Annotated in this window: 15 protein-coding genes and 1 pseudogene; 14 read left to right on the top strand and 2 right to left on the bottom strand. The window is 46.9% G+C overall.

Going from position 1 to position 22923, the window contains the following annotated elements; translation table 11 throughout:
• Window positions 1–228 precede the first annotated feature (228 nt).
• The 14 genes and pseudogenes from PT275_RS04455 (at window position 229) to PT275_RS04390 (ending at window position 20417) form a co-directional block, all read left to right on the top strand.
• Complete coding sequence (locus tag PT275_RS04455; RefSeq protein ID WP_277152726.1) at window positions 229–1857, top strand: ABC transporter substrate-binding protein; 1629 nt, start codon at window positions 229–231, stop codon at window positions 1855–1857.
• A 409-nt stretch (window positions 1858–2266) separates the two neighbouring features.
• Window positions 2267–3898 (top strand): ABC transporter substrate-binding protein, encoded by a 1632-nt coding sequence (locus PT275_RS04450; protein WP_277152723.1) that lies wholly within the window; start codon window positions 2267–2269, stop codon window positions 3896–3898.
• Between the two features lie 110 nt (window positions 3899–4008).
• Window positions 4009–5106 (top strand): ABC transporter permease, encoded by a 1098-nt coding sequence (locus tag PT275_RS04445; RefSeq protein WP_277152721.1) that lies wholly within the window; start codon window positions 4009–4011, stop codon window positions 5104–5106.
• A 1-nt stretch (window position 5107) separates the two neighbouring features.
• Window positions 5108–6148: pseudogene (locus tag PT275_RS04440) on the top strand (ABC transporter permease); the annotation flags it as partial.
• A 362-nt stretch (window positions 6149–6510) separates the two neighbouring features.
• On the top strand, window positions 6511–8220 hold the full coding sequence (locus PT275_RS04435; protein ID WP_277153664.1) for an ABC transporter ATP-binding protein: 1710 nt from the start codon (window positions 6511–6513) through the stop codon (window positions 8218–8220).
• A 232-nt stretch (window positions 8221–8452) separates the two neighbouring features.
• Entirely contained in the window at window positions 8453–9823 is a 1371-nt protein-coding gene (locus PT275_RS04430) for an ATP-binding protein (protein WP_277152719.1), read from the top strand.
• Window positions 9816–10457: an RloB family protein gene (locus tag PT275_RS04425; protein WP_277152717.1), complete on the top strand. Its 642-nt coding sequence runs from the start codon at window positions 9816–9818 to the stop codon at window positions 10455–10457. Before PT275_RS04430 ends, PT275_RS04425 begins: the two co-directional genes overlap by 8 nt.
• A 46-nt stretch (window positions 10458–10503) precedes the next feature.
• Window positions 10504–11409, top strand: coding sequence for a DUF2806 domain-containing protein (locus PT275_RS04420; RefSeq protein ID WP_277152714.1), 906 nt, complete (start codon window positions 10504–10506; stop codon window positions 11407–11409).
• A gap of 82 nt (window positions 11410–11491) precedes the next feature.
• Entirely contained in the window at window positions 11492–12619 is a 1128-nt protein-coding gene (locus PT275_RS04415; protein ID WP_277152712.1) for a hypothetical protein, read from the top strand.
• A gap of 155 nt (window positions 12620–12774) precedes the next feature.
• The gene (locus PT275_RS04410; protein ID WP_277152709.1) at window positions 12775–14343 is read left to right on the top strand and encodes a type I restriction-modification system subunit M; all 1569 of its coding nucleotides are present in this window, start codon (window positions 12775–12777) and stop codon (window positions 14341–14343) included.
• Complete coding sequence (locus PT275_RS04405) at window positions 14340–15104, top strand: DUF4145 domain-containing protein (RefSeq protein WP_277152707.1); 765 nt, start codon at window positions 14340–14342, stop codon at window positions 15102–15104. Before PT275_RS04410 ends, PT275_RS04405 begins: the two co-directional genes overlap by 4 nt.
• Window positions 15101–16279: a restriction endonuclease subunit S gene (locus PT275_RS04400; RefSeq protein ID WP_277152705.1), complete on the top strand. Its 1179-nt coding sequence runs from the start codon at window positions 15101–15103 to the stop codon at window positions 16277–16279. The genes PT275_RS04405 and PT275_RS04400 overlap by 4 nt, the downstream gene beginning before the upstream one ends.
• Window positions 16276–19410 (top strand): type I restriction endonuclease subunit R, encoded by a 3135-nt coding sequence (locus PT275_RS04395; protein WP_277152703.1) that lies wholly within the window; start codon window positions 16276–16278, stop codon window positions 19408–19410. Before PT275_RS04400 ends, PT275_RS04395 begins: the two co-directional genes overlap by 4 nt.
• An 11-nt stretch (window positions 19411–19421) precedes the next feature.
• Window positions 19422–20417: a HEPN domain-containing protein gene (locus PT275_RS04390; RefSeq protein WP_277152701.1), complete on the top strand. Its 996-nt coding sequence runs from the start codon at window positions 19422–19424 to the stop codon at window positions 20415–20417.
• 363 nt (window positions 20418–20780) lie between these two features.
• On the opposite strand, the gene PT275_RS04385 is transcribed toward PT275_RS04390, so the two are convergent.
• On the bottom strand, window positions 20781–21941 hold the full coding sequence (locus tag PT275_RS04385) for a hypothetical protein (protein WP_277152699.1): 1161 nt from the start codon (window positions 21939–21941) through the stop codon (window positions 20781–20783).
• Window positions 21938–22501 (bottom strand): DUF4365 domain-containing protein, encoded by a 564-nt coding sequence (locus PT275_RS04380; protein WP_277152697.1) that lies wholly within the window; start codon window positions 22499–22501, stop codon window positions 21938–21940. The genes PT275_RS04385 and PT275_RS04380 overlap by 4 nt, the downstream gene beginning before the upstream one ends.
• Window positions 22502–22923 lie beyond the last annotated feature (422 nt).

Here is a 22923-nt window from a genome sequence, read left to right as displayed (position 1 = left end):
TTTAGCTTGTTACAAGATTTTTGTATAGGCTCTGCATAAGCACTGTTTCGTTCCCGCTTTTCATTGCTATTTAGCGGTTTGGCGATGGTTGGCCCGCAATGCTTATTTACATTGCGGTAACACTCGTTACACAGGCTGTCCGCTATGTGGAGGCGTCCCCTTGTTTTGGATATTTATCATGAAATGATGCTTTTTGTAACAACGGAATAAAACTAGAAGGGGCATCACATGAAATTTAAGAAGATTTTGACGATTGCTGTGACCGCCGCCGCGGTGGCATCGTTGGCCGCATGCGGCGGAGTGAAGAAAGATTCCGACGTAGCCAGTGGTTCGACCGTCACCGTCGGCACCACCAATAAAGTCGTGAGCATCGACCCAGCCGGGTCGTATGACAATGGATCGTACGAAGTCCAGCTCCAAATTTTCCCGTTCCTGTATGCGCAGAACTATGGCACCGCCAAGCTTTCGCCGGACATCGCGGCGGACGGCGGAAAGTGGAGCGCCGACGGCTCCGAATTCACCGTCAAGCTCAAGCCCGGCCTGAAGTTCGCCAACGGCCACACGCTTGATTCCAAGGATGTGAAGTTCACGTTTGACCGCATCAAGAAGATCAATGACGAGAACGGCCCGGCTTCGCTTCTGGCCAACATCGATTCGGTTTCCGCCCCCGATGCCACCACGGTGGTGTTCAAGGATTCCGTGCCGAACGACGTGACGCTGAAGCAGGTGCTTTCCAGCCCTGCCGGTCCCATCATCGACGACCAGGTCTTCTCGCCGGACAAGCTCACCCCGGCGGCCGACATCGTCAAAGCCAACGCGTTCGCTGGCCCCTACAAGCTGATGCAATACAAGGACAATGAACTTGCTGCCTACGAAAAGAACCCTTCCTACAAGGGCTTGACCCCGGCCAAGAACAGCAACGTGCAGGTCAAGTACTTCGCCGATGCCTCCAACCTCAAGATGGCCGTGCAGCAGGGGTCGGTCGATGTCGCCACGCGTACGCTGACCCCGACCGATATCCAGGATCTTCAGAAGGGCGGCAAGGTCAAGGTCGTCAAGGGCCCAGGCGGCGAGGAACGCTTCATCGCCTTCAACTTCAAGATCCAGCCGTACGGCGAGAAGACCCCTGAGGCCGACAAGGCCAAGGCGCTTGCGGTACGTCAGGCCGCTGCCGATCTTGTCGATCGCCAGGAGCTTTCGATCAAGGTCTACAAGGGCACGTATACGCCTATGTACTCCTACATTCCCAGCGATCTGGACGGCACGCAGGACACGTTGAAGAGCGCTTACGGCGACGGCAACGGCAAGCCGAGCCTTGACAAGGCCAAGAAGACACTTGAGGCTGTCGGCGTCAAGACCCCGATCGATCTGAAGCTGCAATACAACAGCGACCATTACGGCGCTTCCTCCGCCGACGAATATGCGGCCATCAAGTCCCAGCTCGAATCGGGCGGCCTGTTCAAGGTCGACATTCAGCAGACCGAATGGACGCAGTACAACAAGCAGCGCAACGTCAACAAGGATTCGGACGGCACCTACCCGGCCTACCAGCTTTCCTGGTATCCGGACTACTCCGACCCCGACAACTACCTTTCCCCGTTCTTCCGCGATGGCAACTTCGTCAACAACGGCTATGCCAACAAGGAAATCAACGATCTGATCGTCAAGCAGGCGGGCGAGCAGGACCACTCCAAGCGCATGGACCTCTTGAAGCAGATTCAGCAGCTTGAGACCAAGGACCTCTCGACCCTGCCTCTGCTGCAAGGCAATCAGGTGGCCGTCATGGGCAAGGGTGTCAAGGGCGTCGTGCTCGATCCCTCGTTCCGCTTCCGCTATGCGCCCATCACCAAGTCCTGATTTTGCGGCGGTGCACCTGATCCGAATGGATCGTGCGCACTGTTGAATGAGGCGATCAATCGGGCCGTGAGCCGATACTTTGTAAATTTTTTTGTAAATTTTAAAAACTACCGGTTCGCGGTCCGTTTTATGGCAGTGGCGACTTTTTATGACTATAAAATTATACAAAATTAGTTGAATAATCTATGAATAATCTATGAATATTCATGTCATTTTGAAAATTTCTGTTTCACATCGTGAAATAATCGTCTGGTGGTATGGAGTCTGCTCCATAATGAGCAGTAATTGGGAATGTCATAAGCATTTGTCTTTTGGGGATTTGTGACTTTCGTATTTTTGGAACATAAATATTCATTGTTTTGCATAATCTGATATTCCCGGTTGTTGATACAAAGAGAGGTTTCCTTATATGAAATATAAGAAGATATTGGCCGCGTTTACCGTGGTGGCCGCTTTGGCGTCGCTTGCGGCTTGCGGCGGCGTGAAAAAGGGTTCCGGGTCTGCCTCGGACGCGTCGACCATCACCGTCGGCACCACCGATAAGGTCGTCACCATCGATCCCGCAGGTTCCTTCGACAACGGTTCGTATGGCGTCGAGTTCCAGGTATATCCGTTCCTGTATTCGCAGAACTACAATTCCTCGCAAATGAGCCCGGACATCGCGGCCGACGGCGGAAGTTGGAGCGCCGACGGCACCAAGTTCACCGTCAAGATCAAACCCGGTCTGAAGTTCGCCAACGGGCACGCGCTGACCGCCAAGGACGTCAAGTACAGCTTCGACCGTGTCCAGAAAATCAATGATCCCAACGGCCCGTCCTCGTTGCTCGCCAATATCAAGTCCGTCGATGCGCCTGACGATACCACCGTGGTCTTCACCGCCGCCGTGCCGAACGACGTGACGTTGAAGCAGGTGCTTTCCAGCCCTGCTGGCCCCATCGTCGACCATCAGGTCTATCCGGCCGACAAACTGGCGACCAGCGACGAAATGATGAAGGGCCAAGGCTTCGCCGGCCCGTACAAGCTCAGCCAGTTCAAGCAGAACGAGTCCGCGCAGTTCATCAAGAACCCCAACTACAAGGGCCTGACCCCGGCCAAGAACAAGACCGTGCAGGTCAAGTACTTCGCCGACGGTTCGAACCTCAAGATGGCCGTGCAGCAGGGATCCGTGGAAGTCGCCTCGCGCTCGCTGACCCCGACCGATATCCAGGATTTGAAGAAGGGCGGCAAGGTCAAGGTCGTCAAGGGCCCAGGTGGTGAGGAGCGTTTCATCGTCTTCAACATGAAGTTGCAGCCTTACGGCGAGAAGACGGCTAATCCCGACCCGAAGAAGGCCACCGCGGTACGGTATGCGTTCGCCGATATGCTCGATCGTCAGGCAATCGCCAGCCGTGTCTACAAGAACACTTACACCCCGATGTATTCCTTCATTCCCGACGGCCTGACCGGTCACGATGACACTCTGAAGAGCGCCTACGGCGATGGCAAGGGCAAGCCCAGCAGCGAGAAGGCCAAGAAGGAGCTTGAAGCGGCCGGAGTCAAGATGCCGGTCGATCTGAAGTTGCAATACAATGGTGACCATTACGGCCCGTCTTCGGCGGACGAGTATGCGGCCGTCAAGTCCCAGCTCGAAACCGACGGTGTCTTCAAGGTTGATCTTCAGCAGACCGAATGGACCCAGTACAACAAGGAGCGTGTGGTCACCAAGGATTCCGACGGTTCCTACCCGGCCTACCAGCTCGGTTGGTTCCCGGATTATCCGGATCCCGACGACTATCTCTCCCCGTTCTTCCGCGATGGCAACTTCGTCAACAACGGCTACAAGAACGATGAGATCAACGCGCTGATCGCCAAGCAGGCCGGTGAGCAGGACAAGGACAAGCGTGTCGCTATGTTGAAGCAGATTCAGGACATGGCCACGAAGGATCTTTCCGTCATCCCGCTGCTGCAGGGCGACCAGATTGCCGTGACCTCCCCGAACATCAAAGGCGTGGTTTTGGACGGTTCGTTCCGCTTCCGTTACGCCTCTATCGTCAAGTCCTGATTTTTTTATCACGGGATTTGACATCTCAACGTTGATACCGGTTATGGCTTTTTAGGTGTGGCCGGTATCAACGTTATCTACATGTCATTGATTTGAGGAATTGATAAGATATGTCCGAAAAGACTGCCGAGCAGGTGGACGCGAAAACGCCATCAAAGGCAAAGAAACCTAAGAAAAACAGGTTGTCAGGCGGATTCTTCCGCTTCGTGCTGACAAGATTCCTGTTGATTATTCCCACGGTGTTCATTCTGGTCACCGTCGTATTCTTCGTCATGCGTGCCACCGGCGATCCGATCTCGGCGGCCCAGGGCGGCAGGCTGAGTCCTGCGGAATTGCACCGGCGCATCCACGCCGCCGGCTACGACCGCCCGCTGATTGTGCAGTACGGCGACTATCTGTGGAAACTGTTGCACGGCGACCTCGGCACAACCTTGACCGACAACCAGCCGGTCAGCTCGATTCTTATGCACTATGGTGCCGCGACCTTTGAACTTGCCTTTTTGGCGCTGATCGTCGCGCTGGTGGTCGGCATCAGCCTCGGCCGCATCGCCGCCAAGCATCGTGACCACGCTTCCGACGCCGGCATCAGGGTCTTCGCCATTCTCTGCTATGCCACCCCGGTATTCTTCCTCGGACTTGTTTTGAAACTCATCTTCTCCTCGTGGCTTGGGGTGCTCCCCAGCTCCGGGCGTTCCTCGCTGGGTAGCGAAATGCAGTTCAGCCGCCTCGTTTCGCCGACCGGTTTCTACATCATCGATGCCCTGCAACTGGGGGATATGCACGTGCTTGGCGATGTGCTTCAGCACGCCATCCTTCCGGCCATCGCGCTCGGCCTTCTGACGGCGGGTGTGTTCATCCGCTTGGTGCGTACCAACGTCATTTCCACGTACAATTCCGGTTACGTCGAGGCGGCACGTTCGCGCGGCGTCTCCGAAAAACGTCTGCTTTCCAAGCACGCCTGGCGTCCCGCGCTCATCCCGATCATCACCGTGATGGGCATGCAGATCGCGACGATGCTGGCCGGGGCGGTCTTGACCGAGACCACCTTTGAATGGAAGGGCCTGGGCTTCATGCTTTCGCAATATCTGAAAGCCCGCGATTTCGTGGCCGTTCAGGGCATCGTGATCCTGATTGCCATCATCGTGGCCGTGGTCAATTTCATCGTCGACGTCGTCAGCGCGTTGATCGACCCGAGAGTGAGGTACTGATTTGTCTAGAGGAACTTCCGCTTCCAGCACCGTTTCGCTCTCGCACGACGAGCGCTTGGAACATCTCAATAACAAGAAAAAGCAGTCCTGGTTCTCCAAGCTGCCGTTGATTAGCGAACTGCGCATGTCGGTCGGCTGGCAGCGCGGCATGCTGGTCACTGGATTGATCATCACCATTTTCTTTATTCTCGTGGCCATTTTCGCGCCGGTACTTGCGCCGTATAGCTTCGCACAGATCAAGTCAGCCAATGGCACCGCGTTCCCGACGCAAGCTCCGCCGAGCGCCGCCCATCCGTGGGGTACCACAGTCGCTGGTTTCGACGTGCTGAGCCGCACCATCTGGGGCGCGCGCACCGCCGTGATCGCCATTATCGTTGCGGTCGTGCTTTCCATCTTCGTCGGCGTACTGCTCGGCCTGGTCTCCGGTTATTTCGGCGGTTGGATCGACCGCGTGCTCGTCGTGATCGCCGACGCCATCTATTCCTTCCCGTCACTGCTGCTCGCCATCCTGATGGCCATTGTCATTTCTGGCGGCCAATCCAGCCTGTGGGGCGGCATTCTCGCCTCTGGCATCTCGATTACCGTGGTCTACATTCCGCAGTATTTCCGCACCATCCGCGCTGAAGTGATGCGTATCAAGGAATCCGCCTACATTGAGTCCGCGCGTGTGGTCGGCGCCTCTACATGGAGGATTATGACCAAGCACTTGCTCAAGAACTCGACGCGTACGCTGCCGGTTATTTTGACGTTGAACTCGTCGGAAGCGGTCTCCACACTCGCAGGCCTCGGATTCCTCGGCTTCGGCATTGAGCCGACCGCAGCTGCCGAATGGGGCTACGATCTGAACCGTTCCGTCGCCGACGTCACCGCCGGTATCTGGTGGACCGCGATTTTCCCTGGCCTGGCCATCGTGCTTATCGTTCTTGGTATTACATTGGTGGGCGAGTCCCTGAACGACCTTGCCGACCCGCGTCTGCGTGCACGCAAGTCCGCAGCCGAAGTCATCGGTTCCATTGAGGACACGTCCGTCGATCCGAACAAGAGTGACGACGTGGCGGTGGAAATCGATGGCAAAACCATTGATGCGAATGATACGAGGGGTATCGCAAGTGCTGTTGTGCAAGATCCTGTTGTTCCCGGTTCGTCGGGGTCTGTGAAATCTGCGGATTCTGCGAAATCTGCAGGTGCTGCAGGCGCTGCGAATGCTTCGGGTGACGCCGGTTCTGCTGGTCCTGCCGGTTCTTCCGGTGGTTCCAACGGGCAACGTTCGAATACTCAGGGTCAGGGAGATGAACGATAATGAGCGAAACGAACAATATGCAAACCGCCCAAGCCGCCAACGATGCCAAGAATGATGTTAACGGTTCCGGCACTTCCTATGGTCAGGCCGCAGCGAACGCTGTGATGCCGCACCTTTCCAAGAATATGCTGGCTTCGGTCGACAAGCTGGGCGTCTCCTTCGTCACCGACGCGGGCCCCATCAAGGCCGTTGACGACATCACTTTCACCATTCCGCGCAAGACCGTGGTCGGCGTGGTCGGTGAATCCGGTTCTGGCAAGTCTGTCACGGCCCGCTCGATCATCAAGTTGCTGCCCGAAACGGCTTCAACTTCCGGCGCAATCTACATCTCCAACAAGGAAGGCACTGGCGAACTCGACGTACTGAAGCTTTCCGGCGAGGATTTGCGTCAGCTGCGTGGTGGCGAGGCCGCCATGGTTTTCCAAGAGCCCAACTCTGTGCTGAACCCGGTGTTCACCATCGGCTGGCAGATTGAGGAGGGCCTGCGCGCCCACGGCATGAAGGACAAGAAAGAACTTCGTGCCAAATCCATCGAGATTTTGAAAAAGGTCGGCATCCCTGATGCCGAAACTCGCATCGACTACTATCCGCATCAGTTCTCCGGCGGCCAGAAGCAGCGTATCGTCATCGCGATGGCGCTGGCCTTGAACCCCGGCCTGATTCTCGCGGATGAGCCCACCACGGCGCTCGACGTGACCGTGCAGATGGAGATTCTCGACCTGCTGCGCCTCGCGCGCGACGAATTTGGTGCCTCGGTGCTCATCATCACCCACAACATGGGCGTGATCGCCGACATCGCCGATCAAGTGGTTGTGATGTATCAGGGCCACGTCGTCGAGCAGGGCGATGTAGAACAGATTTTCTATCACCCGAAGGACCCGTACACCCAGCGTCTGCTGGCTTCCGTGCCGCGTATCGGCGAGAAGCTTGTTGTCAAGAACAAGGACGGCAGCGTCGTCAGGCGTTCCGTGGACTGGCGCAAGGAGCCCGTGGTCGTTGAGGCCAAGGGCATGAGCGTCACCTATCCTGGCCGTCTGATGCAGCCCGATTTCGTGGCCGTCAATAAGGTCGACTTCGAGATTCACCGTTCCGAGGTTCTGGGACTGGTGGGGGAGTCCGGCTCCGGCAAGTCCACCACGGGCCGCGCCATCGCCGGCTTGCAGAGGATCAGTGACGGGTCTTTGAAGGTCTTCGGCGTTCAGATGAACCACGTCAAGGAGCGCGACTTCAAATCCAAGCGTGCCGACATCGGCTTCGTCTTCCAGGACCCAGGAAGCTCGTTCGACCCGCTCATGACCATCGCCGAGAACGTGGCCGAGCCGCTGATCGTGCACAAGAAGTATTCGTCGGTTGCCGATGCGAGGAATTACGTCGGCGAGCTGATGGAGATGGTGCAGCTGCCGCGCGTCTACATGGACCGCTTCCCGCACGAGCTTTCCGGTGGCCAGCGCCAGCGTGCATCGCTCGCCAGGGCGCTTGCCCTGAAGCCGTCGCTGCTGATTGCCGACGAGCCGACAAGTGCATTGGATGTGTCCGTACAGGCCAAAGTCTTGGAACTCTTCAAGCGCCTTCAGGTCGAGATCGGTTTCGCGTGCCTCTTCATCACCCACGACCTCGCGGTGGTCGACATGCTCGCCGACCGCATCATGGTGATGCACAAGGGCCAAATCGTCGAGCACGGCGACGCCAGCCAAATCATCGAGCATCCCCAAGACCCCTACACCCAAAAGCTCCTAGCCTCGCTCCCGGTCCCCGACCCGCGCCAGCAGCGCGAGCGCAGAGAACAGCTTCACCGCTTGCGTGGGCAGGAGTAAGAGTGGTAGGAGCTTACCTGATAACTTAAGAATTAACGCTTGGTTTTGTATCAGATTTATTTCGATACGAAACCAAGCATTTTTTGTTAATGAGTCACTTCGATAAGCCGGGAAAAATACCGAAAAGCAATTGAAATAGCTGATTCTGACATAAAATTGCTGAAACAAGCAATTTCGTGCTAATCTTAGTAAACGAAATGAATAGGAACACCAAAAATAAGGTGAGGTATCGATGCTGATAGATTTTTCATTCTCAAACTTCCGCAGTTTCCGAGATGAGCAGGCTTTCTCGATGTCTAGCAGCGACACGAAACTTCCGCCTTCAACGGTTACAGCCGTGTATGGAGCGAATGCATCCGGTAAGTCGAACTTTCTCAAAGCAATGGGTTCTATGGCGACGTTGGTGAGGCTCAGCTATAGCCAAGGTTCGCAGATTTCCGGTGTGCCCCGTGAACCTTTCTTGTTATCTGATTTTCAGAATGGCCAAGGCGAGCCTTCAATGTTTTTAGCTGAATTTGTGGCAGCAGATGGGCAGAAATATAACTATTGGTTCACATTTGATTCACAAAAAATTCTTAGTGAATCATTGAGTGTTTATAAGAAATTGAATGGTCGTCTTTCTACGCGTTCTACCAAGCTTTTTGAGCGTGGCGAAGACCAAACAAATATTGATTTTGGAAACGCATTTGGGCCAAGTGGATTGCTCCAGCAGACCATGAATAACAGACCCAACGCTTTAGTATTATCTGCGGCAGCAGCTGCCGGTATTCCTTCTATACAAACGGTTTTTGATTTTTTTATGCCTGATAATTATTTTTACGGTGAGGCTTCTCAATCGCAAATGGAAATGAATTATGTTGCTCAGCAACTGGAGCAACATACCAAGTTTTCTAAGAATCTTACTAAATTACTTCGATATGCTGATTTCGGCATAAATAATGTTCGCGCAGTTCCGGTAAATTTCAATTCCATTTCGGACAGCTTTAGCCAGTTTAAGAAGCAAATGCATGAAAGTATTGGCGCGGACGAAGAGAAATTGGATCAACTTCTGGGACAGAATCCCAAGCAGATTCAGTTACAGTTTGAACATACTGGTGCGAACGGTATAAAGAGACAGTTTATTCAAGGACAGGAATCGCAAGGCACTATTGGCGCGATGTCGTTCTTCTCCGTGGCATTGCGACAGCTTTCTCATCAGTCGGTTACGTTGGTTGACGAGATTGATACGAGTCTTCATCCGACTTTGGTCAAGGAATTGGTTTCATTATTCGTCGATCCAGAAACGAATCCGCACGGTTCTCAGCTTATATTTACTACGCACGACACAACATTGATCAATGCCTCTGGCGACAGCAATCGTTTGCTTAAAGGTGACCAAATATGGTTCGTGGAAAAGGGTCAGGATGGGGCTTCGGAGATTTATCCGGCAACGGATATGAAACTTCGTAGCAAAGAAAACATCGGGAAGAACTATATGAATGGTGTTTATGGTGCAGTTCCTAGGCCCACGTTCCACTCGTTGTTTGCGCAGATTATCAATGGTGAAGATGGGGAAGAGGATGAATCCGGATCCTCCGTGAGTGGGGAGGATACTCATGAATAGATCAAAAGGCCGATCTTCCTCTCCCAGACATGGCCGCGGAAGCCATTCTCAGCTTCATACACGTAAGAAACGATATCTGGTAGTTTGTGGGGGAGAAAAGACTGAACGACAGTATTTCGAGTTTTGCGAGGCAGAGTTCAATGTTGTCATCGACTTTAGGCCGGGTAAAAAGAGTCCGTCGCAATTGGCTGATTATGCAGTTACCCTAAAAGAGAAAGCCGAAAAAGACAGAGAGTCTGTAGATTCATACAGTGCAGTATGGGTAGTCGTTGACGTTGATAATTACCATGACCACAAACAGGCCGAAAAGACTTGCAAAGATCATGGAATCAGCCTGATTATCTCAAACCCGTGCTTCGAAGTCTGGCTCATCGACCACCACAACCAATGCCCTCCGAGCTGTACAAGAACCAAAGACGCTGAAAACCGTGCAGCGAAGTTGGGCCTTACCTCCGGCCGCAATCACAAAGACATAGTTCGGCCAGCAATTAAGGGTCAAACAGATACTGCAATCATCCACGCAAATCGTCACAACATCAAGCGCCGTGAACGCCAGTTACTAACTCCAAATCGCGAGCAAGCCTACGCTCCCTGGACCGATATGCCGCAGGTGATTAAACGGTTAAAAGGTTAGCTGAAATACGACACTAATTTATCTGGAATTGAGGTATGCGACACACATGAGTTTAGAAGATATGAAAGGATCACCTATGCCTTCGTCAGAATTGATAGCGAAATCTGTATCTGCTTTAGACACTTTATTTCCTGAGATTGCAAGCGGCAGTCGTAGACGTGCCCACAGACGGGATATGAAAGAGCTGCAAAAAGAGATTGCGAGTATTGATAGTAACCGGACTCTTAATGATGACGAAAAAGCTGTATTTCGTTACTCGTCTTATCGGACTTTAGGGCATATCGACAATCTAACTGATATTATCGATGGCAGCGTTCCTCTTGTTCATAAGCCAGAAAACGTTAAGGGAATTGATCCCGATTGGGTTGATGATTTTCAAGATAAAGCTGGTAAATGTAGTAACTCAGATTTACAAATTATTTGGTCACAAATTCTTGCTGGAGAAATTGATGAACCGGGACGTTTTAGTAAAAGGTTTTTATCCATTGTGTCGACACTTGAAAAAAGTGAAGCAGAGATCTTTAAAAAGGTGTGCTCATATTCAGTTATAACTGGGCATAAAGAGGTCTATTCTTTTATGTCTGTTGATAATTCATCTGGAACTTTTTATAACCATAAAGCAATCGCTCTTTCTGATTTGAGTTGTCTTTTTGAATTAGGGCTCATGGATACCACCGTGGGTATGTCGGTACATATCCTTCCTAAAAGTAAAGAAATACTCCAGACGAGTAAAGAACTTGTAATTCTTTACAATTCTATGGACAAAGAAATTGAAGCGTGCCCTGTCAATCGAACATTCTCAAAAGTTGGAGAAGCTCTTGCTTCGCTCTGCGATTTAGGCTGTGCGCCTGATTTTCATCGAATTGTGCAGGAAGTTTTACCTGAAAAAATTGATTACGAATTTGTTCCTGTCAAGGAAAGCAATGAGAAAATACTAAGAACTGATTACTGATAAGAGGTATGTTCACCTAATTCTTTGCATGGGTAAGTAAAGAAGAATTATGGCTTTATGGGTATCTGAAAGAGGAGTAAGAATGGATAGTTCACTCACCAATGTTAATATGTTTCCTTCTGTAAGCCGTGAAATCTTGAATAATGTATGGAGCCAATTTCCAATTGCAAGTCAAGCAGCCAAACTACTTTCTGAAACGGTAGCTACAGTTGCACAACAAAGTAGTTTAAATTTGACAGTTTATTTTTCAAATTTTCAATCTATTATGCAAGCTGCACAGGCCTCCGAAGCTTTGAAAATGCAGCATGCATTCTATTCGCCTTTGGTTGGCATTGCTAATTCGATGAAACCTCTGCAATCAATTATTGCTCCTTCAATTATCGGGCAATTTGGCACCACTAACTTCGCTAAGAATTTTACTGCAGATTCAAAATTATTAGGCAATACTGATTTTCTTCAACTTGGCAAAACGGCTTCTGAAATGGCTAAACAATTCTTGCCAAGTGTCACTCCTACATTCATCCAGAATATTCCTGGTTTTGCATCTGGGCTTAGTGTTATAGGCAATCAATGGCATCCGAATTATTGGTTTCCTCGGAATCTAAGAGTTATTGAAACTGATCTTGATAAGACAGTTATGTGGATAGAACATGAGGAAGGTATTTCTTTGTTCTTTATTCTGGACAGTGAATTGTCCGAACGGATAATAACGTCAGATTCGAAGGATGAAAGAAGAGAACTGCTGACTTCATCATTTGAAACGATAATTGATGATTGTCGAAATGCTCTGGGGAAAAGAACCTCAAATGATCAAGGCAACGAATATGTCAAATTACTTACAGAGGCATTGAGCGTTTCGGAAGCGGGTTGTTTTGGTACTGCTGAGGCTTTGTTGGCCAGCATCTTAGATTCATTAATCAATGAAATCGATGATAAGAAGACACAGAACGCATTAAGAAATCCAAAGGGTTACGCACAATACGAGAACAAGATGTTTGAAGAAAGTCAGGACTTCCGTAAGATGCTGGCATTGGGCGCTGTTTCATCTGTTTTCATTCACTACCCTTCCAGAGACCAAGCACCTGAGTGGTTTGCACGGAATACTTTGGCGCGAAGACGAAACCAACTAAAGAAGACACGGCTAAAGCTTTATTGGTTGTTTTCGGCTTGGCGGCTTACCTGTTCGATTGGGATTCAGAATTATAAATAGCCGAAATATTGTGATGACTTTTGAGGAGTATTGCTGCTTGAATACAAATGCCGTGTTGATGTTTTAAATCGTGGAATATCTTATCTACAGTAGACTAAACGTATAGATTTGATTCAGACAACAGAATAGTTGTGAAATGAAGGGAATGCAGGGGCATGGCGACGCAGGATAGCAAGAACCAACGCGATGAGTTGCATAAGGCGATTTGGAATATCGCTGAGAAGGAACGTAATGCTGTTGACAGCTGGGATTTCAAGGCATATATCTTCTGCTTTCTGTTCTACCGTTTCATTTCCGAAGATCTTGCCGAATATATCGATAAAGGTGAGCATGAAACCGGCAACGAAAGCTTTTCATACGTTGATTTAAGTGACGAAGAAGCTGAAGTAGCACGTGAAGACGTGACAAAGGAGAAGGGCTTCTTTATGTTGCCTTCTCAGCTGTTTCAGAACGTTGCGAAAAATCCTGAAAAAGACGACAAGCTCAATATAACGGTTAAGAATATCTTTTCTGAGATAGAGCGGTCCAGCGTTGGTACGGCTTCCGAAGATGATTTCAAGGGGTTGTTTGACGATGTCGATGTTACCAGCACCAAGTTGGGCGCTAACCTTACTGAACGTAATGCGAGGCTTGCCGGCATAATCAGCGGCATTCGAGATTTAGATTTTGGAAACATTCGAGATGCTGATATTGATTTGTTCGGTGATGCTTACGAATACCTCATGAATATGTACGCCAGCAATGCTGGTAAATCTGGCGGCGAATACTTTACACCTCAGGAAGTTGCCGAGTTGCTTGCCCGCATCGTGATAGGGCATCGAACCTATGTCAACAAAGTTTATGATCCGGCATGTGGGTCAGGTTCGTTGTTGTTGCGTTTCGCCAAAATTCTCGGACAAGAGAACGTGCGTCAGGGTTTCTTCGGCCAGGAAAAGAACCCGACTACATATAACCTTGCTCGAATCAATATGTTCCTTCACCATATTAATTTCGATCGTTTCGACATCGCACAAGGTGATACGCTTATTAATCCCAAGCACTGGGATAAGCAACCGTTCGATGCGATTGTTTCCAATCCGCCATATTCGACCCATTGGAAGGGTGATAGTGACCCGACACTGATCAACGACCCTCGATTTGCTCCCGCCGGAGTGCTGGCGCCAAAGGGATACGCAGATTTAGCTTTCACTATGCACATGTTCTCGTGGTTATCTACAGATGGGACTGCAGCGATAGTTGAGTTTCCTGGTGTGCTTTATCGGGGCGGTGCAGAAGAAAAAATTAGAGAATATCTGGTTCACGGAAATTATGTCAGTGCGGTTATCCAATTGCCGGCAAATCTTTTCTTCGGAGTTACCATTGCAACTTGCATTCTGGTACTAAGCAAATCAAAGTCTGATGACAAAGTATTGTTTGTGGATGCTTCCGAGCAGTTTGGGCATGTCGGCAACAAAAATAAACTTATGCCCGAAAACATCGACAAAATTGCCTCAACCGTAGTTGAACGGAATGAAGAAAAATATTTCTCGAAGTTGGTTGGTATCGATGAAATCGGTAACAGTACCAATCATTACAATCTTTCTGTTGGTACTTGGGTGGAGAAAAAAGACACGACAGAGAAAGTCGATATTGTTGAACTTAACCAACGCATCGGGAACATTGTTCATCGTGAAAATGATTTGCGTCAGCAAATTGATTTTATTATCGAAGATTTGGAGGGATGAAAATAATAATGGTATCTACAACTTGTTGGCATTGCCAGACTTTTGCACAGATGGTGCGACCAGAGGAGGAGCCGAATGGGACATATTCGCGGGATCCTATTATCCGGCTTCCTGAATTTCCGGATATTCGATTTGTAGCTGAGTACAGTGTAGAGTTTAGACAGCATAAATTAGTGATTTTTTCTTGTACCGCTTGTGGTTACCCCAATATTGCTCAATTGGAAATTTTCGACAGATTACACGATGAAGATGAGTTTGATGCACCCATTCCTATGTCAGGACAACTTGCGTATCATGATCCAAGTGAACAAATTGAGCGTTGGCTCCCTGTTCAACCAATGGGCAAGAGATATCCAGATGCTCCAAAAGAAATCGGGTCGATTGCTTGTGAAGCTCATAAATGTTTTCAGATAGGCGCCTATCGTGCTGCTGTGGCATTGTCACGTGCAACTTTGGAAGGAATAGTAGGAGAACAGGAGAATCCTAATCCCTCTAGTAAACAGCTATATCAGAGAATTCAAGATTTAGTAAAATCAGGAAAAATAAAATCGAGAACGGCAGAGGCAGCAGCTGCAATTAGATTATCGGGGAATATTTCTGTCCACTATCCAGAAGAGAAGATTGATCATGATTTCGCAGAAATTGTTATTGGAATATTAGATTCAGTCATTGATGATTTATATTCAAATCCTACTTTGGTTGACAGGGCAAGGAAATACGCTCAGAATGCAAAAAGTGATAAGAGAAAAACAGAACAATGAGCACAATTAATGAAATAATTGAGAAACTTTGCCCTGATGGAGTCGAATATAAAGCTTTAGGCGATGTGGGGACTTTCACTAGAGGTACGGGCATAATCAAAAGAGATTTTGTCAATGAAGGATCTCCCTGTATCCATTACGGCCAAATTTATACTTATTTCGGAATGACTACAAACTACGCTATATCAAAAATTTCGTATGAGCAATTTAAACGCTCACAAAAGGCCGTTATGGGTGACGTCATTATTACTATTACTAGCGAGAATGTTGAAGATGTATGTACTCCGCTTGTTTGGGAAGGAAAAGAACCTGTCGCAGTCAGTGCACATGCTTGCATCTTTCATTCAGAACTGAATTCATATTATGTAGCTTATGTTCTAAGTTCCAATTCATTTTGGAAACAGAAGAAAAAAATTGCCCGAGGAACGAAAGTTATTGAAGTGAAGCCGAGTGATTTGGCGACTCTACAGATTCCAGTTCCTCCATTAGAAATTCAGCAAAAGATTGTAGAAATCTTAGAGAAATTTACTAGATTGGAATTGGAACTTGAATCGGAACTTGAGTTAAGGAAGATTCAATACAACTATTATAAGAATAAATTATTTGTTTTTGTAACAAATGCTGAATGGTTGGAATTAGGCGATTTAGTCAATATTCTTGATTCCCGTCGAAAGCCAATCACAAAGGGAGACCGAGAATCTGGCTTGATACCTTATTATGGTGCCAACGGAATTCAAGATTATGTTAGAAGCTTTATTTTTGATGGCACATTTTTACTTGTCGGCGAAGACGGATCGGTACTCACAGAAACGAATAAACCGGTATTGAATTGGGCAAGAGGGCAAATCTGGGTAAATAATCATGCCCATATACTTACTCAGAAACAAAACAAACCCATGTTGAGATACATTATGTATGCTCTCAGTTTGATTGATATTTCTGAATTAGTTCATGGCACGCCTCCTAAGCTTACCCAAAAAAATCTAAGAAGTATCAAGATTCCTGTGCCTTCGCTTGATGAACAGCAACGGATTGTAAATATTCTAGACAAATTTAATTCATTAACATCTTCTTCTTCTGACGGAATGCCGGCTGAGATTTGGGCACGCCATCAGCAATATGAGTATTATCGGGATAAGTTGCTAGATTTTCCAAGAAAGAAGACTGAGGCATGATCGTTGATGACCAGATAACCTCTGCGACGGATCATTTGGATAAAACATATTCCATCTTGTTGGAAGGACCAGAAGAGACAGTTTGTACTGAAACTCCAAACGTCCCGAATAACTCTGCTGCTTATCAGTCTGAGGCAGAACTGGAAGCTCAACTTATCAAGCAGCTGTGCGCACAGGGATATGAGCATGTGCAAGTCCATACCCAAAATGAGTTGATTGCTAATTTGCGTCATCAGATCGAAAATCTCAACGGTTTCGCATTTACTGATGCGGATTGGGAAACATTTTTTCAAATGAAAATTGCGAATGCTTCCGATGGCATTGTAGAAAAGACGCGTCTTATCCAGCATTCGCCGGTGATTGATTTTACGACTAGCGACGGTACACTTCACAACGTCATGCTTCTTGACCGTAATCATATCCACCGCAATCAGTTACAGGTGCTCAACCAATACGAAGCCAATGAAGGTACGCATAAGAATCGTTATGACGTCACAATTCTTGTCAATGGGCTGCCACTTGTTCATATTGAACTCAAACGACGGGGCGTTGATCTACGACAGGCGTTCAACCAGATTGAACGTTATCAACGTGAAAGCTTTTGGTCGCAATCAGGTCTCTTCGAATATGTCCAACTCTTTATCATTTCAAACGGCTCACTGACCAAATACTATTCCAACACAACGCGTTGGCAAAAGACGCATGATGAGCGAGGCAAAAAGACGAGTGCATCTTATCAGTTCACCAGCTGGTGGACTGATGCCAAAAATCATCGGATTATGGATCTTGTACCTTTTACTGCTTCGTTTCTTTCTCGTGGCACATTGTTGATGATATTGACGCATTATTGTGTGCTTGATGTCGATGACAATCTGTTGGTTATGCGTCCGTATCAGATTTGCGCTACGGAACGTATTCTTAACCGAATTCTGATTTCTGAAATCAGCAAGAAACGTCTTGGAACAAGTGCTGCAGGCGGTTATATTTGGCATACTACTGGTTCAGGTAAAACGCTTACCTCATTCAAGACCGCTATTCTTGCTTCCCAGATGGAAGGAATCAATAAGGTACTGTTTGTCGTAGATCGTAAGGATCTCGATTATCAGACGATGAAGGAATACAACAAATTCCAGCCTGGAGCCGTGAACGGCTCGACAAATACTGCAGCGTTGACAGAGAACCTTGAATCGAATGATCCCGATAAACGTATCTGCGTTACCACTATTCAGAAGCTGGCAGTGTATCTTTCACATGCTCAGAAAGGTAATCCTTTATTTGCTGAACATGTTGTTTTCATATTCGATGAATGCCATCGTTCGCAATTTGGCAAGATGCATAAGGCTATAACTTCAGCGTTCAAGAATTATCATTTGTTTGGTTTTACGGGAACTCCCATTTTCGCAAAAAATGCGCAAGCTGGTGGGGATCCCGAGCTGAAGACGACTCAGCAAGCATTCGGTGATTGTTTGCATAAATACACTGTTGTCAATGCGATAGACGATGGCAATGTCTTACCGTTTAAAGTCGATTACGTTAAGACTTTTAGCCACAAAGACGGACGTCCAGATGAACAGGTTGAAGGTATCGATACCAATACAGCTTGGCAAAATCCAAAGCGTATCCGGCTTGTTTCTGAATATATACTCAATCATTATGCCCAGAAAACCAAGAGGGATTCGGCATATCAATACAAAGATACCTATCACATGGGGTTAAACTCGATTTTGGCTTGCGATTCCATCTCATCGGCTAAGGCGTACTATAGCGAGATTCAATCATTACTAGCTAACTATCCTGAGTTGAATCTTAAGGTGGCAACGATTTTTACCTATGCACCGAATGGTGAGGACGACGACGCTCAAGGCATGCTTACCGAAGAGCAGATGGACACTGCTGGTATGGAACCGGCTGATCGAGACTTTCTTGACTCTGCCATTGCTGATTACAATATGATGTTCAAAAGCAATTTCGGTACTGATGGCAGAGGCTTCGATAGCTATTACAAAGATGTTTCTCGGCGTATGAAAAACCGGGATTTGGATTTGCTGATTGTTGTCGATATGTTCCTTACTGGCTTTGACGCCAAGACCCTCAATACATTGTGGGTTGATAAGAATCTCCGGCTTCACGGATTGATTCAGGCCTTCAGCCGGACTAACCGCATTCTCAATTCAGTCAAGACTTTTGGGAATATAGTTTGTTTTCGCGATTTGTCTGATGAGGTTGACGAGGCACTTGGACTTTTTGGCGATCCCGATGCAGCAGGTATTGTTCTGCTTAAACCGTATGAGGATTATTTCTCAAAATATGCTGAAGCTTTGACTCACTTGCGTGATGATTTCCCATTAGATAGTGATTTTTCTGGGCTGGGAGAGAAGGCAGAAAAAGACTTCATCAAGACCTTTGGTGCTTTGCTCAGGCTTCGGAACATTCTTACGTGTTTTGATCAATTCGCAGCCGACGACCCTTTGAAGGGTCATGATCGTGAATTGCAGGATTATCAGAGCCATTATCTTGATCTTGCGGATAAGTACAAACGGCGTGATCAAGGCGAACGAGTCAGTATTGGCGATGACTTGGTCTTCGAAATGGAGCTTGTGAAACAGGTTGAAGTCAATATTGACTACATCCTCATGTTGGTCGAGCAGTATCATGGCGAGAATACTGAGGACAAGCAGATAGCTGACACGATTCGAAGTTCTGTGGCCTCTTCGCCGGAACTGCGAGACAAGGCCGACCTTATAGATGCGTTCCTTCAGTTGGTTGGTTTTGGCGACAAAGATCCAATCATTCTTCTTAAGTCCCTCACTAGCCAAGAACGGCATGAGGTGATTTCAGATCAATGGAAGACTTTCATCGCTGACTCCATGGAGAAAGAACTCGATTCGATAATAGAAAGCCATAATTTGAAGCCATCCGAAACAAGATCCTTCATGTCAGAAGCTTTCATTTCGGGTGGAGTAACCGATGCGGGCACAGCAATCCGCTGCATCATGAAACCGATATCCCGTTTTGCCAAGGGCAATCCCTACGCCGAGCAGCGCCAAGATGTAGTCGATTCATTGACAGCGTTCTACAGCCGCTACAAGAGTTTGACGCCAGTATATCCTATGGTGATAATGAATTCTTGAGAGGATTGGTTATGAGTTTTGAAAGTGAAAATACTTTAGATGAATGTGTCTCAGAGGAATCTATCAAAGATTTATTAAAATTACTTGGATATGTAGAGAAAGAACCTTGGCTATCGCTTCCAAATGCAATAGGCTTTTATTCATGGAGGGCAGTGTATCCTCAAATATCATATACAGGAGTTGAGCTGATAGTTTATAAGGAAGAAGGGAAATTTATTGTTCATACGCGAACAAGATCTTCATGTAGCTACTGGGATGCATTACATCAAAATGAGACTATTCGTTATTTCAATTCTTTTTTAGGTGGGAACTTTGTTACGGATAGTGGTGAGAGTGAATATAATGAACTTGATGAGGGAGCTCCATCTTTTCTAGATGCTGGGTTATATCACGCTAGAGATGTTTTTTATGGACAGCTTCAAATGGTTTTGATTCAGCTTACCACAAGATCTTTCAACGCAGACTTTGCAGAGGATGAATTGTCTGATCTGGGTTTTATGAATGATATCAATCCCCGCTTTCTTGCTAATAGTTTGATTCTCCCGTACATTATTGGCGCTTGGGAGCAATATTGCCGGGAGTCTTATATCGTATTTCTCAAGTATCAAAATTGTGGGAACAAGGCATATACGAAAAATCTGTCAAGATTGAATTCAACCGCAGTAAAAAAGATTATTGGACGCAAGACATCTCTAGAACAGGAGCTTGCTGAGAATTTATCTTTCCAGCGGCCTTCCATTATTGACAAAAACTTTAAAGATATTGATGAACGAATTGATGTAAAACGTTGCTTAAGTGAGCCTTATACGGAAGATGGTAAGACTTTGTTTGAAAAAATAGACGAATTAGTTGAAGAGAGAAATCATATTGTCCATACTGCAACCAGGAATAAATATTTCTCCGATGAAGAGTTGCAGGCAATCGTTGATGATTTTAATGTAGCTGCAGATTGTATTTATTCAATGTTCGCACGGATTTTTCAATTTGCTACACGCGAGATTGGATAGAGTTGAGGTAGTGTCCGGTAGTTTGTGCACTTTGGGTTTTCAACTTTGATTGTCTGTGTGTGGCGATTCGGCCGTTACTTCGTTTTTGGGTTCGAGTAGGGACAAGTCCAGATAGCGGCGTTTGATCCAGTTCTGGTGACGTTCCTGATTCTCGCGGTGACGAGCAGAGGGTGCTCTTCTCGTTGGTGTTATCTTGTTGAGTTTCGAACTATGAAATCTCCAATGATGTGTCATTCCTCGATTATTGCCGATACATAATAATCGAACAAGTTATGGCTAGTTCATTAGTGCCTTTCCGATTCTCTGAAACCACACTTCCAATATAGGTAATTGTAATTGTTTTGCTAAAACAATTACAATTACCTATATGTCTGTTTTGCTGATTGATACGTGAGTCGGATGCTCCATAAAGTATCCACGAGTCTGTGGGATTAAAGTTCCTGCCACTTCCAGAAGTTTCCCGTTTCCATGTGCTTCCAGAGCTTGTTCGTATTGGTCACTGTCTAATGCAACGATTTGTATTTGGCGCAGTTTGTTATCTCGGATAGCAGATAACTTTATCTCGTGATCATTCTCATGACTGGAATGTTTTAGAAGAATGACTTCTCCCAATAGTTTTGCAGATTGTTTGTCCTTGGTTTCTTTAAGCACTTGTTCAGCTTTTTTGAGGACGGGAAGTTGTCTGTGCTCAAGTTCGAATACTTTAGGCTTAATTTTGGGTTGCATCGGACGGGTCTCAAGATTTATTTGAATAGTCGTTGCTTTAGACGTAGGCGAAGACTCTACCATCTCAGATATTGAGCTTACAAGTTCGAAAGAGACTCCTTGCTGAACGAGGGGACTGAAAATTTCTGGAATCTTGTCTTCTTCTTCTTTTATACCGTCCTCTACTCCCGATAATAATCCCTCTAAAGCTCTATCCAAGGTATGAATTATCGTACGTCCTGGAATGCTCTTCATTTTATTCTTTTTGGTTGTGCGGTTAAGTTGGAATTGTTTGTATGCAGGAACATAGGCAGTCACGATATAACTACCTATCTGAGTTTGCCCCATGTAGCTACCTTTTAACACCGATTCGGCAATCGTAGCTGAGCCGTTACCATAATAGGATTTGCGCTTGTCAGATGCTTTTGCTGCGGAAATCAACATGTTTCTAGTCGAATCAAAAAGACGTTTCCCGTCTTCCCAACGAATCAGACCAGATTTAGAGCCTGTATCTACGTGTGTTTTAATTGTGTCAAGGCTTTCAGAAGTCTTGGTGTATTGGAAAGCATAAGTTGTTTCGAACCTATCCCCATATTCCTTTTCCAAAGAAAGATAGGCATCTCTGATGAGAGAATTGTATTCTGTCTTGCTTGTCCCATTTTCAATAGGCAAAATAATGGAAGGTGAACTGTTAAAGGATTCGTATGAAAATGCTTCTTTAGGGAACCACATCTGGGCGAGCCCGTTTTTTTCAGATTTCATACGCCAACCAAGATCTTTCAAAACAAGAGGTAGCAATTTGGGATCAAATTCACTCATAAGTCCATGCCTCCTCTAATTTTGGCCATTAACATGCAAAGGGTTGCATCATCGAAGTGATTCGCTCTTGAAGCTTTTACATCTACTTTGTCACTACTTGGTTGCTTCTGAGGATACCCCATGATACTCACCCAATAACAAGAATTCTTAATCAGTGACGAATCATCATCTAGGAGATGATACCAATCTTCTTGATTCCTTGGTAAATCCATAATGACAATCAGCCGCGGCGTTATTTTTCGAAATTTGCAAAATTGATTATAACGGTCTGTTGATAAACGTGTATGAATGTATCCATGAGAATCGAAGCCGGTACTTGTTGCCTTTAACTGGAGTTGTAATATTTGTGGGAAATCATCCGTATTAGCGTCTGACTGGATTTGTATGTCAACGCCATTATCAGGGTTTGGAATTGAAGTCCCGAAACCGGCTGCTGCTGCAATAGAGGTTACTATACCGCGTTGAAAAATCTCCATGAAATCTGAAATTCGTGCCCGAGTATCTCTTCGAATGTTAGGAACATCTGGATTCAGATTGATAATAGGATTTAGCGCAGTCATAACCTACACCCCAGAATCTTCGTTGCCTTCGACGTTTTAACATTACCTATTGGTAAAGACTGATTAGTGCAGCCGTTAGATGAATGCCAATGATAATTACATTTTTGCTTGTCACCTGTCATGTGGTTGAAGTGAAGAATATGCTTCCTGTCTTGATTGTCTATTGTTTGATGAGGAGGTTCCTCCATTGTGCATAGTATTGAAATGTCTTCATTCTAAAATAATGGACTTTCTGCTTGGTGTGTTTTCTTCAGTACTGTAACTCGAAGTTTGCGTAGTTGACTGTATCGTGGTCGTCTCCATTAATTGAAGTATATTGCACATTCTTAGGTCATATCGATACCCGCATCTTAGCTCACGTAGGGAATAGTGTCGGTCTATCGTAATTATCGATGTAGTCTGATTCGGAGATGTTTCGGTGT

The sequence above is a fragment of the Bifidobacterium sp. ESL0745 genome (genome assembly GCF_029433335.1).
Classification (GTDB): Bacteria; Actinomycetota; Actinomycetes; order Actinomycetales; family Bifidobacteriaceae; genus Bifidobacterium.
The sequence above is the reverse complement of the archived record's forward strand: the minus strand, read 5'-3'. Positions and strand labels throughout refer to the sequence as shown.